Here is a 20,175-nt window from a genome sequence, read left to right as displayed (position 1 = left end):
GCATTACAATGCTGAATGTGTTTCAGTTCCAACAGGATTTGGCAAATAATCAATAAAATCTTTATTAATATTCTAATTTCTTATATTAAGAGCATTAAAAAAATCAACATGTAAGTGTATATTTTTCTATTGCATTCGTGTCATCCATTTATAACCCACTTCACTAATTGACAAAAGGTTATTATAAAAATTTACACATATAATAAGATCATTTTAAGAAAGATAACAATCTTAAAGGGAAAGACGGGTTCTCGGCATGAGTAAGATCGGTTCAGAAGTGCTTGCGGAGGTGGTTGAACGATTACATTTGGCAATTAAAAAGCATAAATATTGAACAGGCGAAGTTAATGTTTTTCGAGAAGAAAGAGAATTAGAATGTACTCGTTACTTCTCGTTGCTTGAGGAGTGGTGTCGGATAATGCTTTGCTGCGAACGATGATTGAGATAAAGCCGAAGCGTGTAATTCATGTGTCTGTAACCCTGGAGCCTTTGCGCACGATTTGCGGGTCCTTGAAGATGTTTATGATAGCCATTGAGAATAAATTGCAGGCCATTCGACCAAGAAATTTCCTTCTTCCAAAAAAACAAAATAAATGTTGACGCTTTCATAAAACCGATATATACTTTAATCAAATCCAATATTGATAAATTAGACATGTGACTGGTCATGCAGGCAGGATCTAAAACTGATAAATTTTTTAATTTGTCGGTTTAGGTCCTTTTTTTATTGTCTAAATATAGGTCTCATGTTTCAGAAAAGGGGGAGAAACAGTGAATTATACACAAACAGCAAGAGACGTATTGCAGCATGTAGGCGGTAAAGAGAATATAGCCCACTTGGAGCATTGTTCGACACGACTCCGTTTTACATTGATTGATCAAAACAAGGCGGATGTACCGGCACTTGAGAAAACACCGGGTGTCATCGCTGTCCGTATGTCGGGACAGTGCCAGGTTGTGATTGGAAACGATGTCATCGAAGTCTATGAGAAATTGACCGGCCTTCTCGGCGGATCACCTGCTGGACAAAACGGGTCTTCCAATCAGCCGAAGGAAAAGCGAAAAGCGGGGACTGTACTATTGGACTTCATTGTCGGTGTTTTTCAACCGCTTGTTCCAGCTATTGCGGGCGGAGGGATTTTAAAATCGTTTCTCCTCCTCTTCTCGTTATTCGGATTAATGGATGCCAAAGGGCAGACGTATCAGATTTTAAATATGGTTGGCGATGCGCCGCTTTACTTCCTGCCATTGCTGGTAGCCGTGACGACAGCCAATAAACTGAAAGTGAATCCGCTTGTTGCATTATCGGCAGTCGGCGCTCTTATTCTACCAAACATGACGGCTATGCTGACAGAAGGCGCTCAATTATTTTCATTTGATTTGAAAAATATTGCGTATGCCTATCAGGTGTTTCCGGCGATTTTATCTGTCCTGTTGTATGCACAGATGGAAAAATGGTTTACTCGTATTTCGCCAAAACCCATCCGAATTTTCTTCGTACCGATGATGTCATTGGTTATTACAGTTCCGATCACTCTCCTGCTGCTGGGACCAATCGGTTTTACAGCTGGGCAAGGCTTCACAGCACTCATCCTTGCTATGTTTGACAAAGTGGGCTGGGTTGCGGTTGCGATCCTGGCAGCAGTCCTTCCATTTATGGTCGCATCAGGGATGCATAAAGCGATGGTGCCTTACGCTGTAACAACAATGGGCAATCTCGGAAAAGAAGCACTCTACTTGCCTGCGTCACTTGCACACAATCTCGCCGAAAGCGGGGCGTGTTTCGCAATTGCCCTTCGTACAAAAGATAAAGTACTTCGTTCAACTGCCATTTCTGCAGGGATTTCCGCATTATTTGGCATTACCGAACCGGCATTATACGGGGTGACACTGCAAAATAAACGTGTGCTTGGCGGTGTCATGATCGGTTCTTTCATTGGCGGCATCTTCATTGGACTTGTCGGACTTCAAGCGTTTGTTCTTGTTGGACCTGGTCTTGCAAGTATGTCGATGTTCATATCTGACGAGCTTCCACGCAACTTCATGTTTGCAGTTATCGGTTTTGCCATCTCATTTGTTGTTGCTTTTGCTGCTGCCTTTATTTTAGGAAAAGATCGAAAGACAGAAGAAAAGAAAAAAGAAGCAGAGCGAGGTGCTTTCGTTGAAAAACTAGGCGGAGATGAGACGTTCAAAAGTCCAGTCACCGGTCAAATGATTTCACTATCTGATGTAGAAGATGACATATTTTCTTCAAAGGTAATGGGAGAAGGAATTGCCATTATTCCTTTAAAGGGTGAACTATATGCACCGATAGATGGCGAGATTTCCCTTCTTTTTGAAACAAACCATGCGCTCGGCATGAAAACAGCAAATGGAGTTGAGGTTCTTTTCCATATAGGGATTGACACCGTTCAGCTAGAGGGCAAGTTCTTTAAACCTTTGGTGCAAGCAGGAGACAAAGTCAAAGCGGGTGATCTGCTCATTCAATTTGACCTGGAAAAAATTAAGGAAGCAGGTTATGATCCAGTTACACTAGCAGTTATTACGAATACGGATCAATATGATATAAAAGTAACGCAATTAAAAGAGGTCAATCGTCAAGATACGTTGATGGTTGTTACACAATTAGGAGGGTAATCATGATGACAAAGACAAAAGGATTTCCAAAAGGTTTTTTATGGGGCGGTGCGATTGCCGCAAACCAGGCAGAAGGAGCTTGGAATGTTGATGGAAAAGGACCGTCTGTTGCAGATATTGCCATGTACCGTTCGGATTTGAGTGTAGAAGATTACGAAGGACACCTTGCTGTTTCTTCTGAAAATATTGATCGTGCAATGAAGGACCCGGACGTAAAAAAATATCCGAAGCGCAGAGGGATTGACTTTTATCATCACTATAAAGAAGATTTGGCTCTCTTTGCAGAAATGGGCTTTAAAACATTGCGTATATCGATTGCATGGAGCCGAATTTTCCCGACAGGGGAAGAAGCTGAGCCGAACGAGAAAGGCCTTCAGTTTTATGACCGTCTGTTTCAAGAAATGAAAAAACATAACATTGAACCGATCGTGACTCTGTCACATTATGAAATGCCATTAGCACTTAGTCTGAAATACAATGGATGGGTTGAAAGAAAAGTGATCGACCTCTTTGTGAAATTCGCCAATGTGTGTTTTGAACGCTATAAAGATGTTGTGAAATATTGGCTTACCTTTAATGAAATAGACAGTATACACCGCCATTCTTTCATTACAGCGGGAATCATTCCTGACCGCTGTCCTGAAGGAAAAATAGAGGAAACGGTTTATCAAGCATTGCACCATCAATTTGTGGCATCCGCTCTTGTGACTGCAGATTGTCATCGCATCATTCCAGGCAGTCAGGTGGGATGTATGCTAACAAAACTTACGACTTACCCGCACACTTGTCATCCGAATGATGTTGAACGTGCACTGAAGCAAAACCTCGATAACTATTTCTATGCAGATGTTCAAGTGTTTGGCGAATATCCGCCATTGATCAAACGCATGCTGGAACGAAAAAATATCAATATTAAGATGGAAGCGGACGATCTTGCCATTTTGAAAGAACATACGGTAGATTTCATTTCATTTAGCTACTATATGTCCCTGACAGAATCTGCACAGGAAGGGCTGGAAAAAACAGATGGCAATACGATTCGCGGTGTGAAAAACCCATATTTGCCTGCAACAGATTGGGGTTGGCAAATCGATCCGGTCGGTTTAAAAATTTCGCTCATTGAATTGTATGATCGCTATCAAAAACCTCTCATTATTGTCGAGAACGGCATGGGTGCGAAAGATGTTGTTGAAAGCGATGGATCGATCCATGATGATTATCGTATTAACTATTTCAGAGAGCATTTCCGTCAGATGAAAGAAGCCATTGAAGAAGGTGTAGATCTCTTCGGATATACCAGCTGGGGATCCATTGACATTATTAGTGCGGGAACATCTCAAATGTCCAAACGATATGGATTTATCCATGTTGATCAAGATGACGATGGCAACGGGACATTGAAGCGCTCACGTAAAGATTCATTCTACTGGTATAAGAAAGTGATCGAGTCAAATGGAGAAGTATTAGACTAAAAAACCGCATTCATGAAAAGGTGATGGCGATGTTTAAAATAAAAAAAGTTTTAAACTCGAGTGTGGTACTGGCTGTGGATCAGAATCGACAGGAGATGGTTTTATGCGGCAGGGGCATCGGTTACGGGCAAAAGCCCGGGAATATGATTGAAGAAAAACAAGCTGATCAAGTGTTTATGTCAGTAGACAATATGAAGGCAAAGGAATTTCTCCAACTGATAGATTCAATGCCGCAAGAATTTATTGAATTGACCCAGCAAATTGTTCAGCATGCAGAAGAAAAACTAAAAACAAAGCTAAATTCCGGCGTATACTTCACATTAATGGACCATTTGAATTTTGCAGTAGAGCGTTATAAAAAGAACATCAATATTACGAATCGCGTCTACTGGGAAATTAAAAACTACTATACGGAAGAGTTTGAGGCAGGGAATTATGCGCTGCAGCTCATCAATGAAACACTTGGGATCCAATTACCGAAAGAAGAAGCGGCAAATATTGCGTTCCACTTAATTAATGCATTAGGTGAAGAGACAGAATCAAAAGATGGAATGAAATATGCAAAAATGATCGGGAGTATTGTGAACCTTGTCCGTTACACATTAAACATGAAATTAGATCAAGAGAATATTCATTACAGCCGATTTATCACACACGTTAAATTTTTCGTTGAAAGGTTTTATGCTGATAAATTGCTGGGAAATCAGGAGAATGAATTATTTGAGCAAATTGCTAATTTATATCCGCAAGCAATGGATGTAGCTTTCAAAATTAAGGATTATATCAAGCAGGTACACGGAAACGTCATTCCGAATGATGAACTGACATACTTGGCTGTCCATATCCATCGTTTGATTTCTTATCAACAATTAAAATAAATGATAATTAAACCACTTGCCTTTGTGGAAGGCGAGTGGTTTCTTTTGTTTGAAAGCCTGATGTTTCAATAGGGCGTTCTGTAATGCTTGTTCATAAAGCCGGTAATTTATCCCTGCATCAATCTAGGATATAATTGTTAATGATTAATTAAATTACCAATATCATGTTTTTATACATCAGGAGGAAAAGCGATCTACCCCAAACAGCAAAAGATTATAGCAAAAAAGCAAGCTGGATGATCCATATAGAAGTTGCTGACAGAAGTCGCCGACAAGGGAAAATGGCGATTATGAAATTCAATCAATGTTACGGTGATTCATGAGGAAAAGATCTTGAAAGTTTTTAAGCTGTAATAAGTGCGTTGTCTGGCTGCTTCAGCCATGCCTATACAAAACAAATGGAGGATATCATATGCGGGAAAAAGCTGTGGTCATTGGCGGCGGGATTGCCGGTAAATTAGCTGCTAAAGCGTTGTCTCATTTTTTTCAGCAAGTCATCATCGTAGAAGCAGATCAAGAATACAAAGAAAAAGCGCCTAGAAAAAGAGTTCCTCAAAGCCACCACCCTCATGTTCTATTGAAAAGAGGGGAAGAAGCGATTGAGATGTTGTTTCCGGGGATCATGTCTCAATTAATAGAAGATGGCAGCATCATCACTGATTTTACAAACGATCTGAAATGGCACCATTTTGGTTATTGGAAAGAACGGTTTTCTGGAGATTTTCCTATGGTTCAGCAAAGCCGGCCGATGTTTGAATGGCATTTACAAAGACGGGTCGAAGAAGTTCCCAATATTACTACTCTATATGAAACAAAGGTGGAACAGCTGTTAGTAAACAAGCATGACCATACCGTTCTAGGAGTCCGAGTACGTTTCCTTAAAACGGGCCTCGCAGAAGAACTGGCTGCCGGTTTAGTAGTGGATGCCAGCGGTTCCGCTTCTAAAAGTACAGATTGGCTGAGAGCACTTGATATAAAAGTGAAGGAAGAAAAAGTGAAGATCCAATTGTTTTATGCGACCCGTTTTTATTCTCATCAAAAACAAGAACATCTCGAATGGCACAACCTTCTTATATCACCGAGCTTTCCCGATAACCCTTACGGCGCCTATATTCAAACGCTTGAAGAAAACCGATTTTCTGTCACGTTCAGCGGATATGCTAATGCATCTCCGCCACAAACAGATGATGAGTTTATTTCATACGCAAAAAGACTTCCCGTTCCTGATGTTCTTCAATTTCTTGAGGGAGCAGAACCTCTTTCCGACATTAAAATATATCGAGTTCCCGCTCAAGTGCGACGCCGTTTTGATCAAGCCAAAAACATGCCGGAAGGTTTCTGCATCATCGGTGATGCTCATTGCCGTTTTGATCCTCTTTTCGGACAGGGAATTTCTGTTGCAGCGATGCAGGCTTTAGAGTTGCAAGCTTCTCTTTCCCGAGCTAAGAAAGCTTGCAAGGGGTTTGGTCAAAGATTTCATAAGCGGATTTCTAACATTATCAATGTTCCTTGGGAAATGGCGACAACAGAGGCTCTTCGTCATCCCGAAATTAAAGGGGAACGAACTTTTGTTCAGCCATTTAAGCAATGGTACTGCAAAAAGGTTTATGAACTTTCAGCTTCTGATCCGGAAATATATATTCGATTAGTTAGAGTGATGAATCTTATCAGAAGCCCTCTTCATCTGTTTCATCCAAAAGTACTATTCCCGATACTTACTCATCAGCGGCATAAATGATTCTCCTGCTGTCTCGGCTCTCGGTCTTGGAAGAAGCCGGATGATCTGCCGGCGCTGAGCGGACTGATGAGATGACAAGACAGGCAAATGAACGGGCAGCCACTTCAGGAAAAAGAATTTTTTCAGCGCAAAATTGAGAAATAATGAAACAGCGTCCTCAGGTAAACGAAAAGTAAATATCAAAAAGACCGGTTATATAGCAGTTCTTTTTTCTTGAGTTGCGCTATGTTGGATTTAAACCGAATTGTTGACAAAAATCTCTCGTTAATTGACAAAAGGACATTACAAAAATTTACACATATGATACGATCATGTTAAAGATAAACAACAATCTTAAATGAAATGAGGGGGCTTGATATGAACAAGGTCGCTTCTGAAGTTGTAGCGGGTGTCTTGAACGAATTCCATTTGGCGATTAAAAAGCACGATATTGAACAGGCAAAAACGTTTTTTGAAAGGGCTAAGTCGCTGTTTACAGAGATGGAAGAAAACCAAAATGTCCTGGCCTACTTTTCGCTTCTTGAAGAGCGGTACCGGATGATGCTTTATGATGCAAGGGGAGAACGTTTGCCGCGCCAATCTTATTTTAACGCTTCGCAAATCAAGAGTATCGAACAGACGGATGATATGATCGATTACTATTTTTACTTTTTTGAGGCGATGCACGAAGCCTATAACAAAAATTTTGAGCGGGCGATCAGTCTTTATAAGGTTGCGGAGAAAAAATTAGTGAAGATTCCCGATGATATTGAAGCGGCTGAGTTTTATTTTAAAGTGTCCTGGCTGTACATGTCTCTCCGGCAAAATGCGGTTTCACTCAATTATGCAAAAGATGCGATGAATATTTACAAGATGTATGACGGGTATAAAAAGAAGCTGGCGATTTCTCAGGTTGTCATGGGGACAAATTATATGCAGATGCAGCGCTTTAAAGACGCAGAGAAATACTTCGCGGAATCGATTGAAATTTCAAAGGAGATTGGCGATCCATTTTTAGAGGCGATGCTTCACCACAATATCAGCATTCTTTATTCCAATTCAGATCGATCCCAGGATTGTATTCTGGCAGTACAGCACGCGTTGAGCAATCCAGAGTGGCGTGAATCGAGTTATTACATTAACTCTCTTTACATGCTGGTCAGAGAGTTTTTCAAAATCGGCGAAACAGAAGCGGCTCTTTACTATTATCAAAAGGGACAAGAGGAATTAGAGAAAAACGGGAATAAGCATTATGAAAAGAAAATAAATATTATATATGAACTGTATTGTCGTGAAAACGTAGGGAGCATCAAAGATGACATCCATTCCTTAGACGAGATGAACGATTTAGACGGCGTTTACGACCTTTCTTTACTCATATCAAGCTATTATGAAGACAAAGGAGATTACAAGAAAGCACTAGAATTTGTTAAAATAGCCATGAAAGCTGAAAACAAAATGAGATCATTAGGGAGTGAGGGATTGTAATGAAAAAAATCATTCTTTGCTTGTCGTTAACAGCTGTGATCTTTGGCGGTGCTGCTTTATCCCAGAGCCATAATACGGCGTCAGGAAGTGTTCAAGTAGCGGAATTGCCTGTCGGGGGTTAATGAAGTCCTTTTAGGGCTTCTTTTTTTGCAATAAGGAAAAGAGGTGTCATCAACGGTGAAATCGAGAGAATACGAAACATAACAACCTTTCACATTTGCAAGAGGCCCTCCAATGCATGAAGGCGTATGAAATCTTTTAACGAATTGGAGGGATGAAAAATGAATGATCAAACATTTTTTTCGTTATTAAAACATGCAGATGAACCTTTTGTCGGCTGGGATTTTTCATTTATTACCCGAACAGGAAGAATGACAAGCGGGCTTCTCTCATGGTCATATGGAAGCATGGCGCTTTCTCTTATTCAAGATGCCACATCAATGTTGGATATGGGAACAGGCGGAGGAGAGTTTTTGTCCAAATTAGGGCCTTTTCCTCCGTCAGCATATGCTACAGAAGGTTATTTGCCTAATGTGCCTGTCGCAAAGGAACGATTGACGCCTTTAGGGGTTACAGTCGTTCAAGTTGATGATGAGGCTCTTCCTTTTGCGACCGGACAATTCGACCTGGTCATCAATCAACATGAGTCATTTTCGGCTCAAGAGGTGAGGAGGGTTATTTCAGAAGGGGGAAAGTTTCTAACCCAACAAGTCGGCGGGCTCGATTGCAATGGTATTAATGAAAAACTTAGCGCACCGATCAATGCTGAGTATTTAGATTGGGACTTAAAGAACGCTGAAAAAGAGATAAAGGAAAATGGTTTTAAGGTTCTAAAAAGCGCGGAAGAGTTCCCGATTCAAAGATTTTATGATATTGGGGCTTTGGTATATTATCTAAAAGCCATCCCTTGGCAGGCGCCGGGGTTTGATATGAATCAGTACAAGGATGAATTGTACGCCATTCATAAAATGATCGAACGAGAGGGTTATTTTGAAGTGAAGCAGCACCGTTTTTTCATTTTAGCCGAAGCGCTATGACCATTAGTGAAATGAATACAGCGATTATTTAGCCATACAATTCTAAAACGAGAACTCTAGGCAATGGATTTTTCATTGCCTTTTTCTTTTGAAAACAAACTGGTGAACATAAAAACGGTGGAACTTCAGCTGTTAATGTTAATCGGCCATCAAAATGGAATGTGTTGTTGCCTTGAATAGAATCCAATTGTTTAATTTTAAAACAATATATTTATTTTTTTGGATTTTTTAAATTTTCTTATAAAATAGTGTTGATAAAGTAAACAGTTGGGTTATATAATCATATTTGTAAATGTAAACAAGGGGGATGTGTTTTAAAAATAAACGGAGTGGTCTAAGAAGGAGGCAGTGGAATTCTTACAGTGTTGCGGTTGTATTTATTAGATGTTTTCTCATTGTAAAATTGAAAGCGCTTTATTTTCGGAGGGGGCATTTCAACATTGAAATCAGGGGAATAACGGGGATTTAAAAAAGCATCTGCAAGCAAAGGGGGAACCGCAATGGGAGAATTAAGCGCTTCAAGCATCACGTTCATATTAGCGGTCATTGTCGTGTATATACTGTTTACGACGTGGCTGACGATCAGGCTTCGCAGCAAATCAAATGCCGAATTTAATAATGCGGCAAAATCGCTGCCCGCGATTGTAGTCGGGATTTTATTAATGTCTGAGTTTATCGGTACGAAGTCGACGGTCGGAACGGCTGAGTCGGCGTTTACCGAAGGGATTGCTTCTTCGTGGTCGCTGATTACTGTCACGATCGCGTTTTTCCTCTTTTCTTTCTTCTTGGTCAACAAGTTTTACGGGACTGGAAAGTTTACCATCTCAAGCATTATCGAGCAAAAATTCGGCAAGTCGACGAAGGTGATGGTTTCGATTATCATGATCGGCGCCCTTCTGTTGGTTAATCTGGGAAACTATCTTAGCGGCTCTGCTGCGATTTCTTCATTGCTCGGTCTTCCTCTTATGACATGCGCCATCATTACAGCGATCGTCAGCACGTTTTACTTTGCGTTCGGCGGAATGAAGGGTGTTGCCTGGGTCACGATTCTTCATTCGGTCGTGAAGTATGCCGGGGTGATGATAACGGTCGGGATTGCATTGTATCTTTGCGGCGGCTTTAATCCGGTCATGGAAAAGCTTCCGGAACATTACTTTACGTGGGATGGAACGATCGGCGCGGGTACGATATTCGCGTGGCTGATCGGCAATATGGGCGCCATCTTCTCGACTCAATTTATTATTCAAGCGATCACATCATCAAAAAGCGCCAAAGATGCTAAAAAATCGAGTTTGTATGCTGCAGCGCTATGCTTGCCGCTTGCGCTTGCCATCGGCTTGATCGGCGTATGTGCGCGCTATTTATATCCAGACATCGATCCGATTTATGCATTTCCCGTCTTTATGCAGCATATGAACCCGATATTGAGCGCAGTTGTGGCGACCTCTTTAGTAGCTTCGATTTTTGTAGGCGTCTCAACAGTGGCTTTGGCAACGACGACATTGATTATCGAAGATTTTTATGTTCCGAAAGCAAAGCCCTCTCAAGAACAACAATTGAGAATGACGCGCATCATATCAGTTGTCGTCGGCATTATACCATTGCTCGGCGTCGCTTTGGCGCCTGAATTGTTAGCGTTGTCATTTTTCACGCGGGCCCTAAGAACATCGATTGCCGTTGTCGCGGCGATGGGATTCTATCTGCCGTTTTTTAGCTCCAATAGGGGAGCGACTATAGGACTCGCAGCGTCGGGAGTTGGGACAACGGTGTGGTGGCTTCTGGACAACCCGTTTGGGATCGATAATATGTACATTGCTGTGATTACGCCGTTTATCGTCATGATCATTGATCGAATGATCGGGAAACCCCGGGGCAGCGACATTCAAAAGGTCGAATCTGCAGAAGTGAAATAAGGAGTGAGGCAAATGGACAATCTGAAAACATCCAACATTACATTTGACGGAACAGTAAAACAAATCGATTCGCATCGTGTCGAAGCATACCTCCCGTCCGACTGTGTGCAAAACCATGCGGCCAACCTGCTGCCGTTGGATAACGGAGATTTATTATGCGTATGGTTTGGCGGGACGCAGGAAGGGCTGTCAGATATTCATATCTACATGTCAAGATTGAAAAAAGGAGAAAAACAATGGACAAAAGCCGTAAAAGTCTCTGATGATCCAACCCGATCCGAGCAAAATCCTATTTTATTTCATGCGCCCGACGGAAAACTGTGGCTGTTATACACGGCTCAAACATCAGGAAACCAGGATACGGCGATTGTCAGATATCGCATCTCAGAAGATGGTGGATATACGTGGGGGCCGATTTATACGTTGTTTGACACACCGGGCACTTTTATTCGGCAGCCGCTCGTTGTCATGGATAACGGGGAATGGCTGTTGCCAGTTTTTTATTGCCGCACGTCTGAAGGGAAGAAATGGACGGGTGATCAAGACGTCAGCGCTGTCAAGATTTCGAAGGATCAAGGGAAAACATGGGAAGAATACGAGGTTCCTAATAGTTTAGGATGCGTTCATATGAATGTGGACACGTTGGAAAATGGAACGCTGTTGGCATTGTTTCGGAGCCGCTGGGCCGACCATATTTACAGCAGCTATTCGACCGATTACGGAAGGACATGGTCTGAGCCTGTCCCGACGGAATTGCCCAACAACAATTCCTCTATTCAATTCACGAAATTGAATAATGGCCATCTTGCATTAGTTTACAATCATATGAACGCTGAGAACTGTACAGAACGCAGGACATCGTTATACGACGAAATCGAAGACGACAGCGGTGCTGATGTTTATGAAAATACTGAGGGAGGGCGGACAGCTTTCTGGGGAGCTCCACGGGCGCCGATGACAATCGCAATCTCGGAAGACGACGGCAAAACATGGCCACACATGAAAAATATCGAAGTCGGCGATGGATACGCGATGACAAATAACTCGAAGGATAAGCTGAATCGAGAATATTCTTATCCGACGATAAAACAAACCCCGGACGGACAGATCCATGTGGCATTTACTTATTTTCGACAAACGATTAAATACGTCAGCATTTCGGAAGAATGGGTGAAGCGAATATGCTGAATGGCAGCGTCGCGATCGTGACAGGCGCGAGCAGAGGGATTGGGAAGGCCATCGCTCTGACATTAGCCAAAAATGACGCCTCTCTCGTCATTAACGGAACAAATCGTGAGCTGTTGAATGAATTAGCGGTGCAGATTGAGAAGCTCGGGAAGAAATGCTTCATTCTAGTTGGCGATGCCGCAAAACCGGAAACCGCCGCAAACGTTGTGAGGACGGTGATCGACGCATTCGGGCGGATCGATATTCTTATAAACAATGCAGGCATCAATATGCGCAGTTCAACATTGGAAATGGAATTAACCGATTGGCAAAACGTGTTGGATGTTAACTTAAATGGAACGCTGTATTTTTGCAAAACCGTTTTGCCTTTTATGATAGAACAAAAATACGGGAAAATTGTCAATATCAGTTCCACGGCAGCAAAAACCGCCCATCGGAATGCCGCCCCGTCATACGGCGCGTCAAAAGCAGGCGTTAATTATTTGACAAGGCATCTGGCTTTAGAAATGGCGCCGCATAACATTTATGTAAATGCCGTTTGCCCCGGGCCCGTCGAAACCGACATGAGCCGGCAGTGGACTGATGAATACCGCCAGGAAGTTTCAGCCAAAATCCCGCTGCAAAAGCTCGGCACTCCGCAAAATGTCGCAGATGCCGTTTTGTTCCTGGCTTCACATATGTCTGACTTTATAACAGGGGAAACGATTAATGTGAATGGCGGGACGTATATGAATTGAAAATTTGAGGCCCTTTAGGGGCTTCTTTTTGTAGAGAGTATTTTTATAAAACCAAAAAAGGATGTCTTTGGAACTTAAGGGCATCCTTTTTGAATTCATTCATATCTTTTTTTGTAAAGACAGTTATTTATCCCTACATTCATTTAGGATATAATTGTTACTACTTAATGTTATTACCAATATAACGGTTTTTTCATATATCAGGAGGAAAAGCGATGTCATCCCAAAATGTAACCAAGTATTTTCGCGATAGTGTGGCTGCCAAATTAAAAATCAATTTTAAAAACAGCCGCTATACGATTTCGGATTTAGACAGCATTATCCGAGGAAAGATCGGTAATGAGCATTTTGCCACGCTCTCAGACCGCAAAAACGTTTCCGGAAAACTGGATGTTATCGTTGTGGCAAAGACGATTAAAATGAATTTCGACGGTCAGCAAAAGGTTGAGACGAATATTGAAGACATGAGCGGAATTCTTTATATTCCGGCGGTTTTGACTGTTAATGGTGTACTGCTGCCGTCAGAAGGCAAATATCCGTGGATTCCGAGAGAGCATCTTCATCCGATCATTGACGAAGAGCTTGCGATCGGCTATGTCAATGATTTTGATGAATTTATGAGTAACAATTATCAAAGGCTGGAAAACAATCTCACTTGGAAAAGCTACTTTGATTTTACGAAAGATCTGTATGAGGCCGTTACTGAAAGTGGAATAAGCTCAAATACAGTTAAAGAAATAGAATTGGAGACAAACGTTTACATCATTAAGGATGATTCCGTCAACGCAACTAGAAACATACTAAAATTATATGATCACCTTCTATCCGGCCAGCCGGATCGTCTGCCGCTTTATCAAAATTTCATCAACAAGGAGTTCACTTCTTTATCGCCGCTTATCCCAAATCGGCTGTCAGAGATGCAGAAGCATGTCGGGCAAATGGGCGGGGAATATCCTTTATCGCCTTCGCAAAGGGAGTGCCTGAATCATTTCAACAACATGGAAGAGGGAGAAATTCTAGCTGTCAACGGTCCTCCAGGTACGGGAAAAACGACGTTATTGCAATCACTCGTTGCCAACCTTTATGTCGAACGGGCGTTAAAAAAGGAAAATCCTCCTGTCATTGTCGCTTCATCAACAAACAATCAGGCGGTAACCAACATAATTGAATCATTCGGAAAGATCAAACCAAAATGGGAAAACAGCAATTTGGAGCAGCGTTGGATCGAAGGTGTAGACAGCTTTGCTGTTTATTTTCCGTCCGGCAGTAAGGAGAAAGAGGCTAAGGAAAAAGGGTTTCAATATACGAATTCCCGGGGAGAAAACTTTTTTGACGAGGTTGAAAGCAACGAAAATATTGCGCGGTCTGCCGAAAAGATGCTCAAAGAATGCAATCGTTATTTTGGCACAAACCACACTGACATCAAGCAATGTGAGCAGACGATTTCAAATCGATTATCAGCGATAGAGGAGATCAGACAAAAGGTTTTATCCCTGTTCTCCGAATATAATCAAATGGCTCCTGAGGGAGTTTCTTTGGATACATACATGACACAATTGTCTAAGGAAAAAAGCGAGTGGGAAGACACGTTTCAAGCGATTCAACAAAGAATATCAGAGTGGCAGACGCACTTTTCAAACCTGCCGTTCTTTGTTCGCCTGCTCCGGTTTATTCCGTTCTTCAAGAACAAATTAGTAAGTCATATCCGGTATTTTATACTGCCGGATGAAGAATGTATTGATGAGTCGATGAATCTTGATGAAATTATTTCTGTTTATAGCGAAAAAGCAAAAGAGGCAAGAGAAAAAATAAAGCAGGTTGATCTTATACATCAACAAATCAGCGAATTGAGCACCAAATACAATCAATTAATAGAGGAACTCATTACGCTGAACATTCTTGAAAAATATCCAGGTTCATTTGTATCTTTAGACAAAGCCAATGATTTTTTAGATACAACGATAAAATACGCGTCCTTTTGGCTGGCGGTTCATTATTATGAGTGCAGGTGGCTGACGGAGAAAAGGCTGTCGGAAAAACAAAAGGGGAGAAACTTTGAAAATGTATTAAACCGGTTTTATACAAACTTAAGCATGTTGACCCCTTGTTTCGTTATGACTTTTTATCAGCTTCCGCGGCTGCTGCTGGCCTATGATAACGGGAAAGAACATTTTCTCTACAATTATATTGATTTGCTAATCGTAGATGAAGCAGGGCAGGTGACTCCTGAGATTGCGGCATGTTCATTTTCGCTAGCGAAACGGGCAGTCGTTGTAGGAGATGTCTATCAGATTGAACCTGTGTGGAATATTAACGAAACACTGGATATGTCATTAGCGCTTTCCAATGATGTCATCACTTCGATCGAACAGTTTGAGCAGCTTCGCGTACTTGGTTTGAACACATCAGAATCAAGCGTGATGAAAGTGGCGGGCAAAAGCTGCAAATACGAAAAGCATCAACAACGCGGTTTGTTTTTAAGCGAGCATAGGCGCTGCTACGATGACATTATTGATTATTGCAACAAGCTGGTGTACAAAGGAAAACTTGAGCCAATGAGAGGAAAAGCAGCTGAAGATGATAAGTTTCCGCTCGCTCAATTATCGATCCCTTCACTAGCCCACATACATGTCAATTCTCAACAGTCAAACAAAAAAGCGGGGAGCCGATATAACGAAATCGAGGCAAGGGCCATCGCCGCATGGATCAACGAGCATTTCTACAGAATCCGGGATGCTTATCATGAAGAAGATCCGAAAAGCCTTATCGGCATCATCACGCCTTTTAAAATGCAAGTTAGAACTATAAAGCGAGCCTTATCACCCGATGTGAAACCTTTTGTCAATGTCGGAACCGTGCATACCTTTCAAGGCGGGGAAAGAAAGGTCATCATCATGTCGACTGTGTACGGAAAAAATGACGGCTGCTTTTTCATAGACGCTAATAAAAGCCTGTTAAACGTCGCTGTCTCACGGGCAAAGGACAGCTTTCTTGTCATGGGTGATATGAATTGTTTATCAGACAGCGCGAATAAACCGAGCGGATTGTTGAAGAAGATGCTTTTAGAAAACGACGTCGTTTATTCTTAATAAAAGTAAGGAGCGCAGCCATGTATCTCTTTCAATTACACCAACAAGATCTGAAAGAAATCCGGGAAAAACCGTTTAAGAAAGAAAAAGACATCCAGCACCTATGTGAGAAGAATTTAAAACAATTATTAGGCCTCAGGTTCATTGCGTCTGAGTTTCGAGTGGCCGGCTTTCGGATCGATACGCTGGCATTTGATGACCAGACGCAATCGTTTGTCATTATTGAATATAAAAACAAGAAGCACTCAAGCGTGATTGACCAGGGCTATGCCTATCTGTCCGTCATGCTCAATAATAAAGCTGACTTTATTCTTGAATATAATGAAAATCAAGATACACAATTAAAGAGGAACAGTGTCGATTGGTCGCAATCAAAGGTTATTTTTATTTCTCCTGAGTTTACAACACATCAAAAGGAATCAATTAACTTTAGAGATTTGCCGATGGAACTGTGGGAAATCAAAAGGTACGAAAATAATATCATACAAATGAACCCTATCAGACCAACGGGGGCTTCGGGTTCGATTAACACGATTTCAAAGCAAAGTGTAGCAATTGAACAAGTGAGCAGGGAAATCAAAGTCTTTACAGAGGAAGATCATCTAACCCGTAAGCCTGATGAGGTGATTGACCTATACCAGCAGTTAAAAGAAGAGATTTTAAATTTAGGAGACAACCTATCAATAAGAGCGACAAAGCTTTATATCGCTTTTACTATTAATAAGCGTAACATGGTAGATGTTCGTCTTTTAAAAAAGGGTTTGAAGATTTGGATTAACGCCAAAAGGGGAGAGCTGGATGATCCGGCTGGACTAATGAGAGACGTTGCTGGCAAAGGTCACTGGGGAAACGGCGATTATGAAGTTCAAATTAATGATGAGGAGCATATTGAATATATCATCCATTTGATCAAGCAAGTTTATGAGAAAAATATTTAAAACTGATGTTCTTAAAACTGGATCATCAGTTAACTTAAAAGGTGAGGCAAAATGAAACACCAATCCATGTTAAAACATTCATACAAACTTGAAAGCGGATTGTTGAATCCCGGCATCCGCTCCTTATCAGAACGGTAACCTAACTGTTGGCGGACTATTTTTTGAGTTTGGGAGATGTTCACACGTTTTGTGATGTTTTCAAAAAATAAAGTATATATCCAATGCAATTATTGTTTGTACTAATGAAACGACAGCTAAGTGGGCAAACGGAGATTTTTTTTCTTATGCATTTATCAAAAATGATATTAACCATTAGAAAACAAACATATCCTATGATCGTTTCAAACATTAACATTGTTCGGGCTCCTCTCTGAAACCGACATGATCATTTTCTTCTTGGAAAAGAGCTGAAAATCGCCCTCTCCCATTTTCCTCTTCAACATGAATATCTGTTTCACCTGCCAAATAAAAAAGACGTCCCGCACCTAAGGGACATCTCATCACTTTTTTCTCAATTACACCTTTATACCAATAAAAGCCTTTCTCCCGTCTCCGTTCAAGCGTTCTGTTTTCTCCGGCGTCTTGAGCGGCATAAATTCGGAGCAGTGGTAATGGCATTTCCCGATTTCCGGTATGTAAACAATACCCCCGCTATCGTCACCATCCCTCCGAGCAACGAAAGAAAAGCGGGAACTTCATTGATCCATACCCATGCGATAATAAGCGTTAAAGCCGGCGTTACATACAACGAAACCGTCGCTTCCGCAGGACCGACCCGGGACGTAATATAAGCAAGGGCAAAATACGGCACAACTGTCGGCAGCAATCCTAAGTACAGCACACTTGCCGTAGAGTGGAGCGGCGCATTGCTCAGCTCTTCGCCTAATCCGGGGAGAAACGCGAGCATCGGAACGGTTCCTCCCCAAATCGTATAGATGACAAACGGAATGAAGCCGTATTTTTTGATATAGCGCGTTTGCAGGACGAAATAGACGCTTTCTGAAAAAGCGGCCAGCAAGATCAGCAAAATCCCCGCGGCCGATTGTTTGAAATTCCCTGTTCCGAATGAGATCAAGCCGACGCCTAAAAAACTGATGCAAGATCCGGCCCATTTTGCAGTTCCGAACCTTTAGCGGAAAAACAAACCGGACAATGCGGCGGAAAATAGAGGCGTTGTCGCAACGAGCAGGCTGGCAATCCCGGCGTTCACCGTTTGTTCGCCGACATTCAGCAGTGTGTGATAAGCGGAAAACCCTAAACATCCGAGCAATAAGATCATCGGAATATCTTTCATCTCCGGGAGCGGGATGCGGGTGATTAAGGCGATCAGCAACAGCGCCAGAGAGCCGATAAGCAGCCGAAGCAATGCGAGATGTTCCGGCGTGTAATGCGCCAGGCCTGCGCGAATGCCGGGAAACGCACTGGCCCATAGACCGATCATGATGCAGTATGACAATGTGAGTGGTATCGTTTGTTTTGACATGAAATCCTCAATCTCCTTTTTAAAAACCAACCAGTTGATTTGTGTGGTATTCATCTTAATAAACGTTTGGTAAAATGGCTTCAACCAGTTTCGAAAAAATAAAACCAACCACTTTGCATCAGGGAGATCGATCATGAAACGTCCAAAATACAAACAAATTATTGAGTATATCAAAGAGAAAATCGGAAATGGCGAGTGGCCGATCGGAAGCAAGATTCCGAGCCAGCGCACGCTGGCAAGAGAATTCAATGTGAACAGAAGCACGGTGATTACGGCACTGGAGGAGCTTGCGGCAGACGGGCTGATTGAAGGCAGAATGGGGAAAGGGACGGTCGTCGTCAGCAATACGTGGACGCTGTTGGCCAACCGTTCGTCCCCTGATTGGGGGAAGTATGTCGACGCCGGGTTTCAGCAGCCGAGCCGGAAAACGGTTCAGGAAATCAACCAGTCGGAGTCAAATCCAGATTTGATCCAGCTTAGCAAAGGCGAGCTTTCCAAAGACATGTTTCCCTTGTCTGTGATGAAGGAGATGATGGGGAAGGTGGCTCACAATCTGGAGGCTTTCGGATATGAGGAGCCAAAGGGCTATCTTCCTTTACGAGAGGCGCTCAGCCGTTATTTGCGGACGCTCGGGATTCAAGCGTCCCCGGCTTCGATTCTCATCGTTTCCGGCGCGCTTCAAGCTTTGCAGCTCATTTCAATGGGGCTTTTGCAAAGCGGATCGACCGTGTTTTTGGATCGTCCGTCCTATCTTTATTCTTTGCATGTCTTCCAATCGGCGGGGATGAAGCTTTCGGGGCTGCCGATGGATGAAGCCGGGCTTTTGCCGCAAACGATCGGAACGGTGCCGCGGGGCAGGGCGATTTTGTACACAAACCCTTGTTTTCAAAATCCGACCGGCGTGTTAATGTCCCAAAAGCGGAGGGAAGAGGTTTTGCGTTTGAGCGAAAAGGAACAGCTTCCGATCATTGAAGACGATATCTACCGCGAGCTGTGGATCGACCAGGCTCCGCCCCCTCCGATCAAGTCGATCGATCAAAACGGGCATGTTTTGTACATCGGAAGCTTTTCCAAAACGCTGAGCCCGGGACTCAGAATCGGCTGGATCGTCGGTCCGGAGCCTGTCATCGAACGTTTATCAGATATTAAAATGCAGACAGACTACGGTTCAAGCTCGCTGTCTCAAAGGGTGGCGGCTGAATGGCTGACAACCGGACATTATCAGAAGCACCTCGAAAACGTCAGGGATCAGCTTAAAAAGAGAAGGGATTTTGTCTTGGAGGTTTTGGCAGAACACTTGAAAGGATTGGCGTCATGGAACGTACCAAAGGGCGGTTTTTTTATTTGGCTGAACATACTGCCGCCCCTGTCGATGAAATCTCTTTACGCCAAAGCATTGGCAGAAGGCATTCTGTTGAATTCCGGGAGCATCTATGCGCAGGAAAACGGGAATTTTATCAGGTTATCCTACGCTTTTGCCTCCTCCGGCGATCTTAAAAAGGGAATCTATCAATTAAGCCTGATCATCAAGACGTTAGCGACAGAAAGCGGAAAAAAATAAAAAATGCCGCCGGAAATTTGATACAATTTACCTAAAT

Annotated in this window: 13 protein-coding genes and 1 pseudogene; 13 read left to right on the top strand and 1 reads right to left on the bottom strand. The window is 42.4% G+C overall.

Annotation, left to right across the window (positions count from 1 at the left end; all coding sequences use genetic code 11):
- The first annotated feature begins 771 nt into the window (after positions 1–771).
- The 12 genes from AB447_RS12045 (at position 772) to AB447_RS11990 (ending at position 17,094) form a co-directional block, all read left to right on the top strand.
- Positions 772–2,637, top strand: a complete 1,866-nt coding sequence (locus AB447_RS12045) for a beta-glucoside-specific PTS transporter subunit IIABC (protein ID WP_048353950.1) — start codon at positions 772–774, stop codon at positions 2,635–2,637.
- A gap of 5 nt (positions 2,638–2,642) precedes the next feature.
- A complete protein-coding gene (locus AB447_RS12040; protein WP_048353999.1) occupies positions 2,643–4,109 on the top strand; it encodes a glycoside hydrolase family 1 protein in 1,467 nt (488 codons plus the stop codon).
- Between the two features lie 29 nt (positions 4,110–4,138).
- Positions 4,139–4,987, top strand: a complete 849-nt coding sequence (locus AB447_RS12035) for a PRD domain-containing protein (RefSeq protein WP_057957584.1) — start codon at positions 4,139–4,141, stop codon at positions 4,985–4,987.
- A gap of 412 nt (positions 4,988–5,399) precedes the next feature.
- Positions 5,400–6,725, top strand: a complete 1,326-nt coding sequence (locus AB447_RS12030) for an FAD-dependent oxidoreductase (RefSeq protein ID WP_048353952.1) — start codon at positions 5,400–5,402, stop codon at positions 6,723–6,725.
- Positions 6,726–7,082: 357 nt separating this feature from the next.
- Positions 7,083–8,192 carry a Rap family tetratricopeptide repeat protein gene (locus tag AB447_RS12025; RefSeq protein ID WP_048353953.1) on the top strand — a complete coding sequence of 370 codons (1,110 nt, stop codon included), beginning with the start codon at positions 7,083–7,085 and terminating at the stop codon, positions 8,190–8,192.
- Complete coding sequence (locus AB447_RS12020) at positions 8,192–8,314, top strand: PhrK family phosphatase-inhibitory pheromone (protein WP_048353954.1); 123 nt, start codon at positions 8,192–8,194, stop codon at positions 8,312–8,314. Before AB447_RS12025 ends, AB447_RS12020 begins: the two co-directional genes overlap by 1 nt.
- 159 nt (positions 8,315–8,473) lie before the next feature.
- Positions 8,474–9,229 carry a class I SAM-dependent methyltransferase gene (locus AB447_RS12015; RefSeq protein WP_048353955.1) on the top strand — a complete coding sequence of 252 codons (756 nt, stop codon included), beginning with the start codon at positions 8,474–8,476 and terminating at the stop codon, positions 9,227–9,229.
- A gap of 500 nt (positions 9,230–9,729) precedes the next feature.
- Positions 9,730–11,142, top strand: coding sequence for a sodium:solute symporter family protein (locus tag AB447_RS12010; protein WP_048353956.1), 1,413 nt, complete (start codon positions 9,730–9,732; stop codon positions 11,140–11,142).
- 12 nt (positions 11,143–11,154) lie between these two features.
- Positions 11,155–12,330: a sialidase family protein gene (locus AB447_RS12005; RefSeq protein ID WP_048353957.1), complete on the top strand. Its 1,176-nt coding sequence runs from the start codon at positions 11,155–11,157 to the stop codon at positions 12,328–12,330.
- A complete protein-coding gene (locus tag AB447_RS12000) occupies positions 12,324–13,067 on the top strand; it encodes an SDR family NAD(P)-dependent oxidoreductase (RefSeq protein ID WP_048353958.1) in 744 nt (247 codons plus the stop codon). Before AB447_RS12005 ends, AB447_RS12000 begins: the two co-directional genes overlap by 7 nt.
- Before the next feature lie 215 nt (positions 13,068–13,282).
- On the top strand, positions 13,283–16,156 hold the full coding sequence (locus tag AB447_RS11995; RefSeq protein ID WP_048353959.1) for an AAA domain-containing protein: 2,874 nt from the start codon (positions 13,283–13,285) through the stop codon (positions 16,154–16,156).
- A gap of 20 nt (positions 16,157–16,176) precedes the next feature.
- Positions 16,177–17,094 carry a DUF5655 domain-containing protein gene (locus tag AB447_RS11990; RefSeq protein ID WP_048406789.1) on the top strand — a complete coding sequence of 306 codons (918 nt, stop codon included), beginning with the start codon at positions 16,177–16,179 and terminating at the stop codon, positions 17,092–17,094.
- 556 nt (positions 17,095–17,650) lie between these two features.
- Here the strand turns inward: AB447_RS11990 and AB447_RS11985 are convergent.
- Positions 17,651–18,577: pseudogene (locus tag AB447_RS11985) on the bottom strand (DMT family transporter).
- 133 nt (positions 18,578–18,710) lie between these two features.
- Between AB447_RS11985 and pdxR the strand changes: the two are divergent.
- Positions 18,711–20,138: a MocR-like pyridoxine biosynthesis transcription factor PdxR gene (gene pdxR, locus AB447_RS11980; RefSeq protein WP_048353960.1), complete on the top strand. Its 1,428-nt coding sequence runs from the start codon at positions 18,711–18,713 to the stop codon at positions 20,136–20,138.
- Positions 20,139–20,175: the final 37 nt, after the last annotated feature.

The organism is Bacillus glycinifermentans (assembly GCF_001042475.2).
GTDB lineage: Bacteria > Bacillota > Bacilli > Bacillales > Bacillaceae > Bacillus > Bacillus glycinifermentans.
Note: the sequence above shows the minus strand (reverse complement) of the source record. Positions and strands in the feature narration are given on the sequence as shown.

What these genes read in the sequence shown, in the direction of transcription:
- AB447_RS12040 (WP_048353999.1), top strand. Translation starts at nt 2,643, where the DNA reads ATGACAAAGACAAAAGGATTTCCAAAAGGTTTTTTATGGGGCGGTGCG.
- AB447_RS12035 (WP_057957584.1), top strand. Translation starts at nt 4,139, where the DNA reads ATGTTTAAAATAAAAAAAGTTTTAAACTCGAGTGTGGTACTGGCTGTG.
- AB447_RS12030 (WP_048353952.1), top strand. Translation starts at nt 5,400, where the DNA reads ATGCGGGAAAAAGCTGTGGTCATTGGCGGCGGGATTGCCGGTAAATTA.
- AB447_RS12025 (WP_048353953.1), top strand. Translation starts at nt 7,083, where the DNA reads ATGAACAAGGTCGCTTCTGAAGTTGTAGCGGGTGTCTTGAACGAATTC.
- AB447_RS12020 (WP_048353954.1), top strand. Translation starts at nt 8,192, where the DNA reads ATGAAAAAAATCATTCTTTGCTTGTCGTTAACAGCTGTGATCTTTGGC.
- AB447_RS12015 (WP_048353955.1), top strand. Translation starts at nt 8,474, where the DNA reads ATGAATGATCAAACATTTTTTTCGTTATTAAAACATGCAGATGAACCT.
- AB447_RS12010 (WP_048353956.1), top strand. Translation starts at nt 9,730, where the DNA reads ATGGGAGAATTAAGCGCTTCAAGCATCACGTTCATATTAGCGGTCATT.
- AB447_RS12005 (WP_048353957.1), top strand. Translation starts at nt 11,155, where the DNA reads ATGGACAATCTGAAAACATCCAACATTACATTTGACGGAACAGTAAAA.
- AB447_RS12000 (WP_048353958.1), top strand. Translation starts at nt 12,324, where the DNA reads ATGCTGAATGGCAGCGTCGCGATCGTGACAGGCGCGAGCAGAGGGATT.
- AB447_RS11995 (WP_048353959.1), top strand. Translation starts at nt 13,283, where the DNA reads ATGTCATCCCAAAATGTAACCAAGTATTTTCGCGATAGTGTGGCTGCC.
- AB447_RS11990 (WP_048406789.1), top strand. Translation starts at nt 16,177, where the DNA reads ATGTATCTCTTTCAATTACACCAACAAGATCTGAAAGAAATCCGGGAA.
- pdxR (WP_048353960.1), top strand. Translation starts at nt 18,711, where the DNA reads ATGAAACGTCCAAAATACAAACAAATTATTGAGTATATCAAAGAGAAA.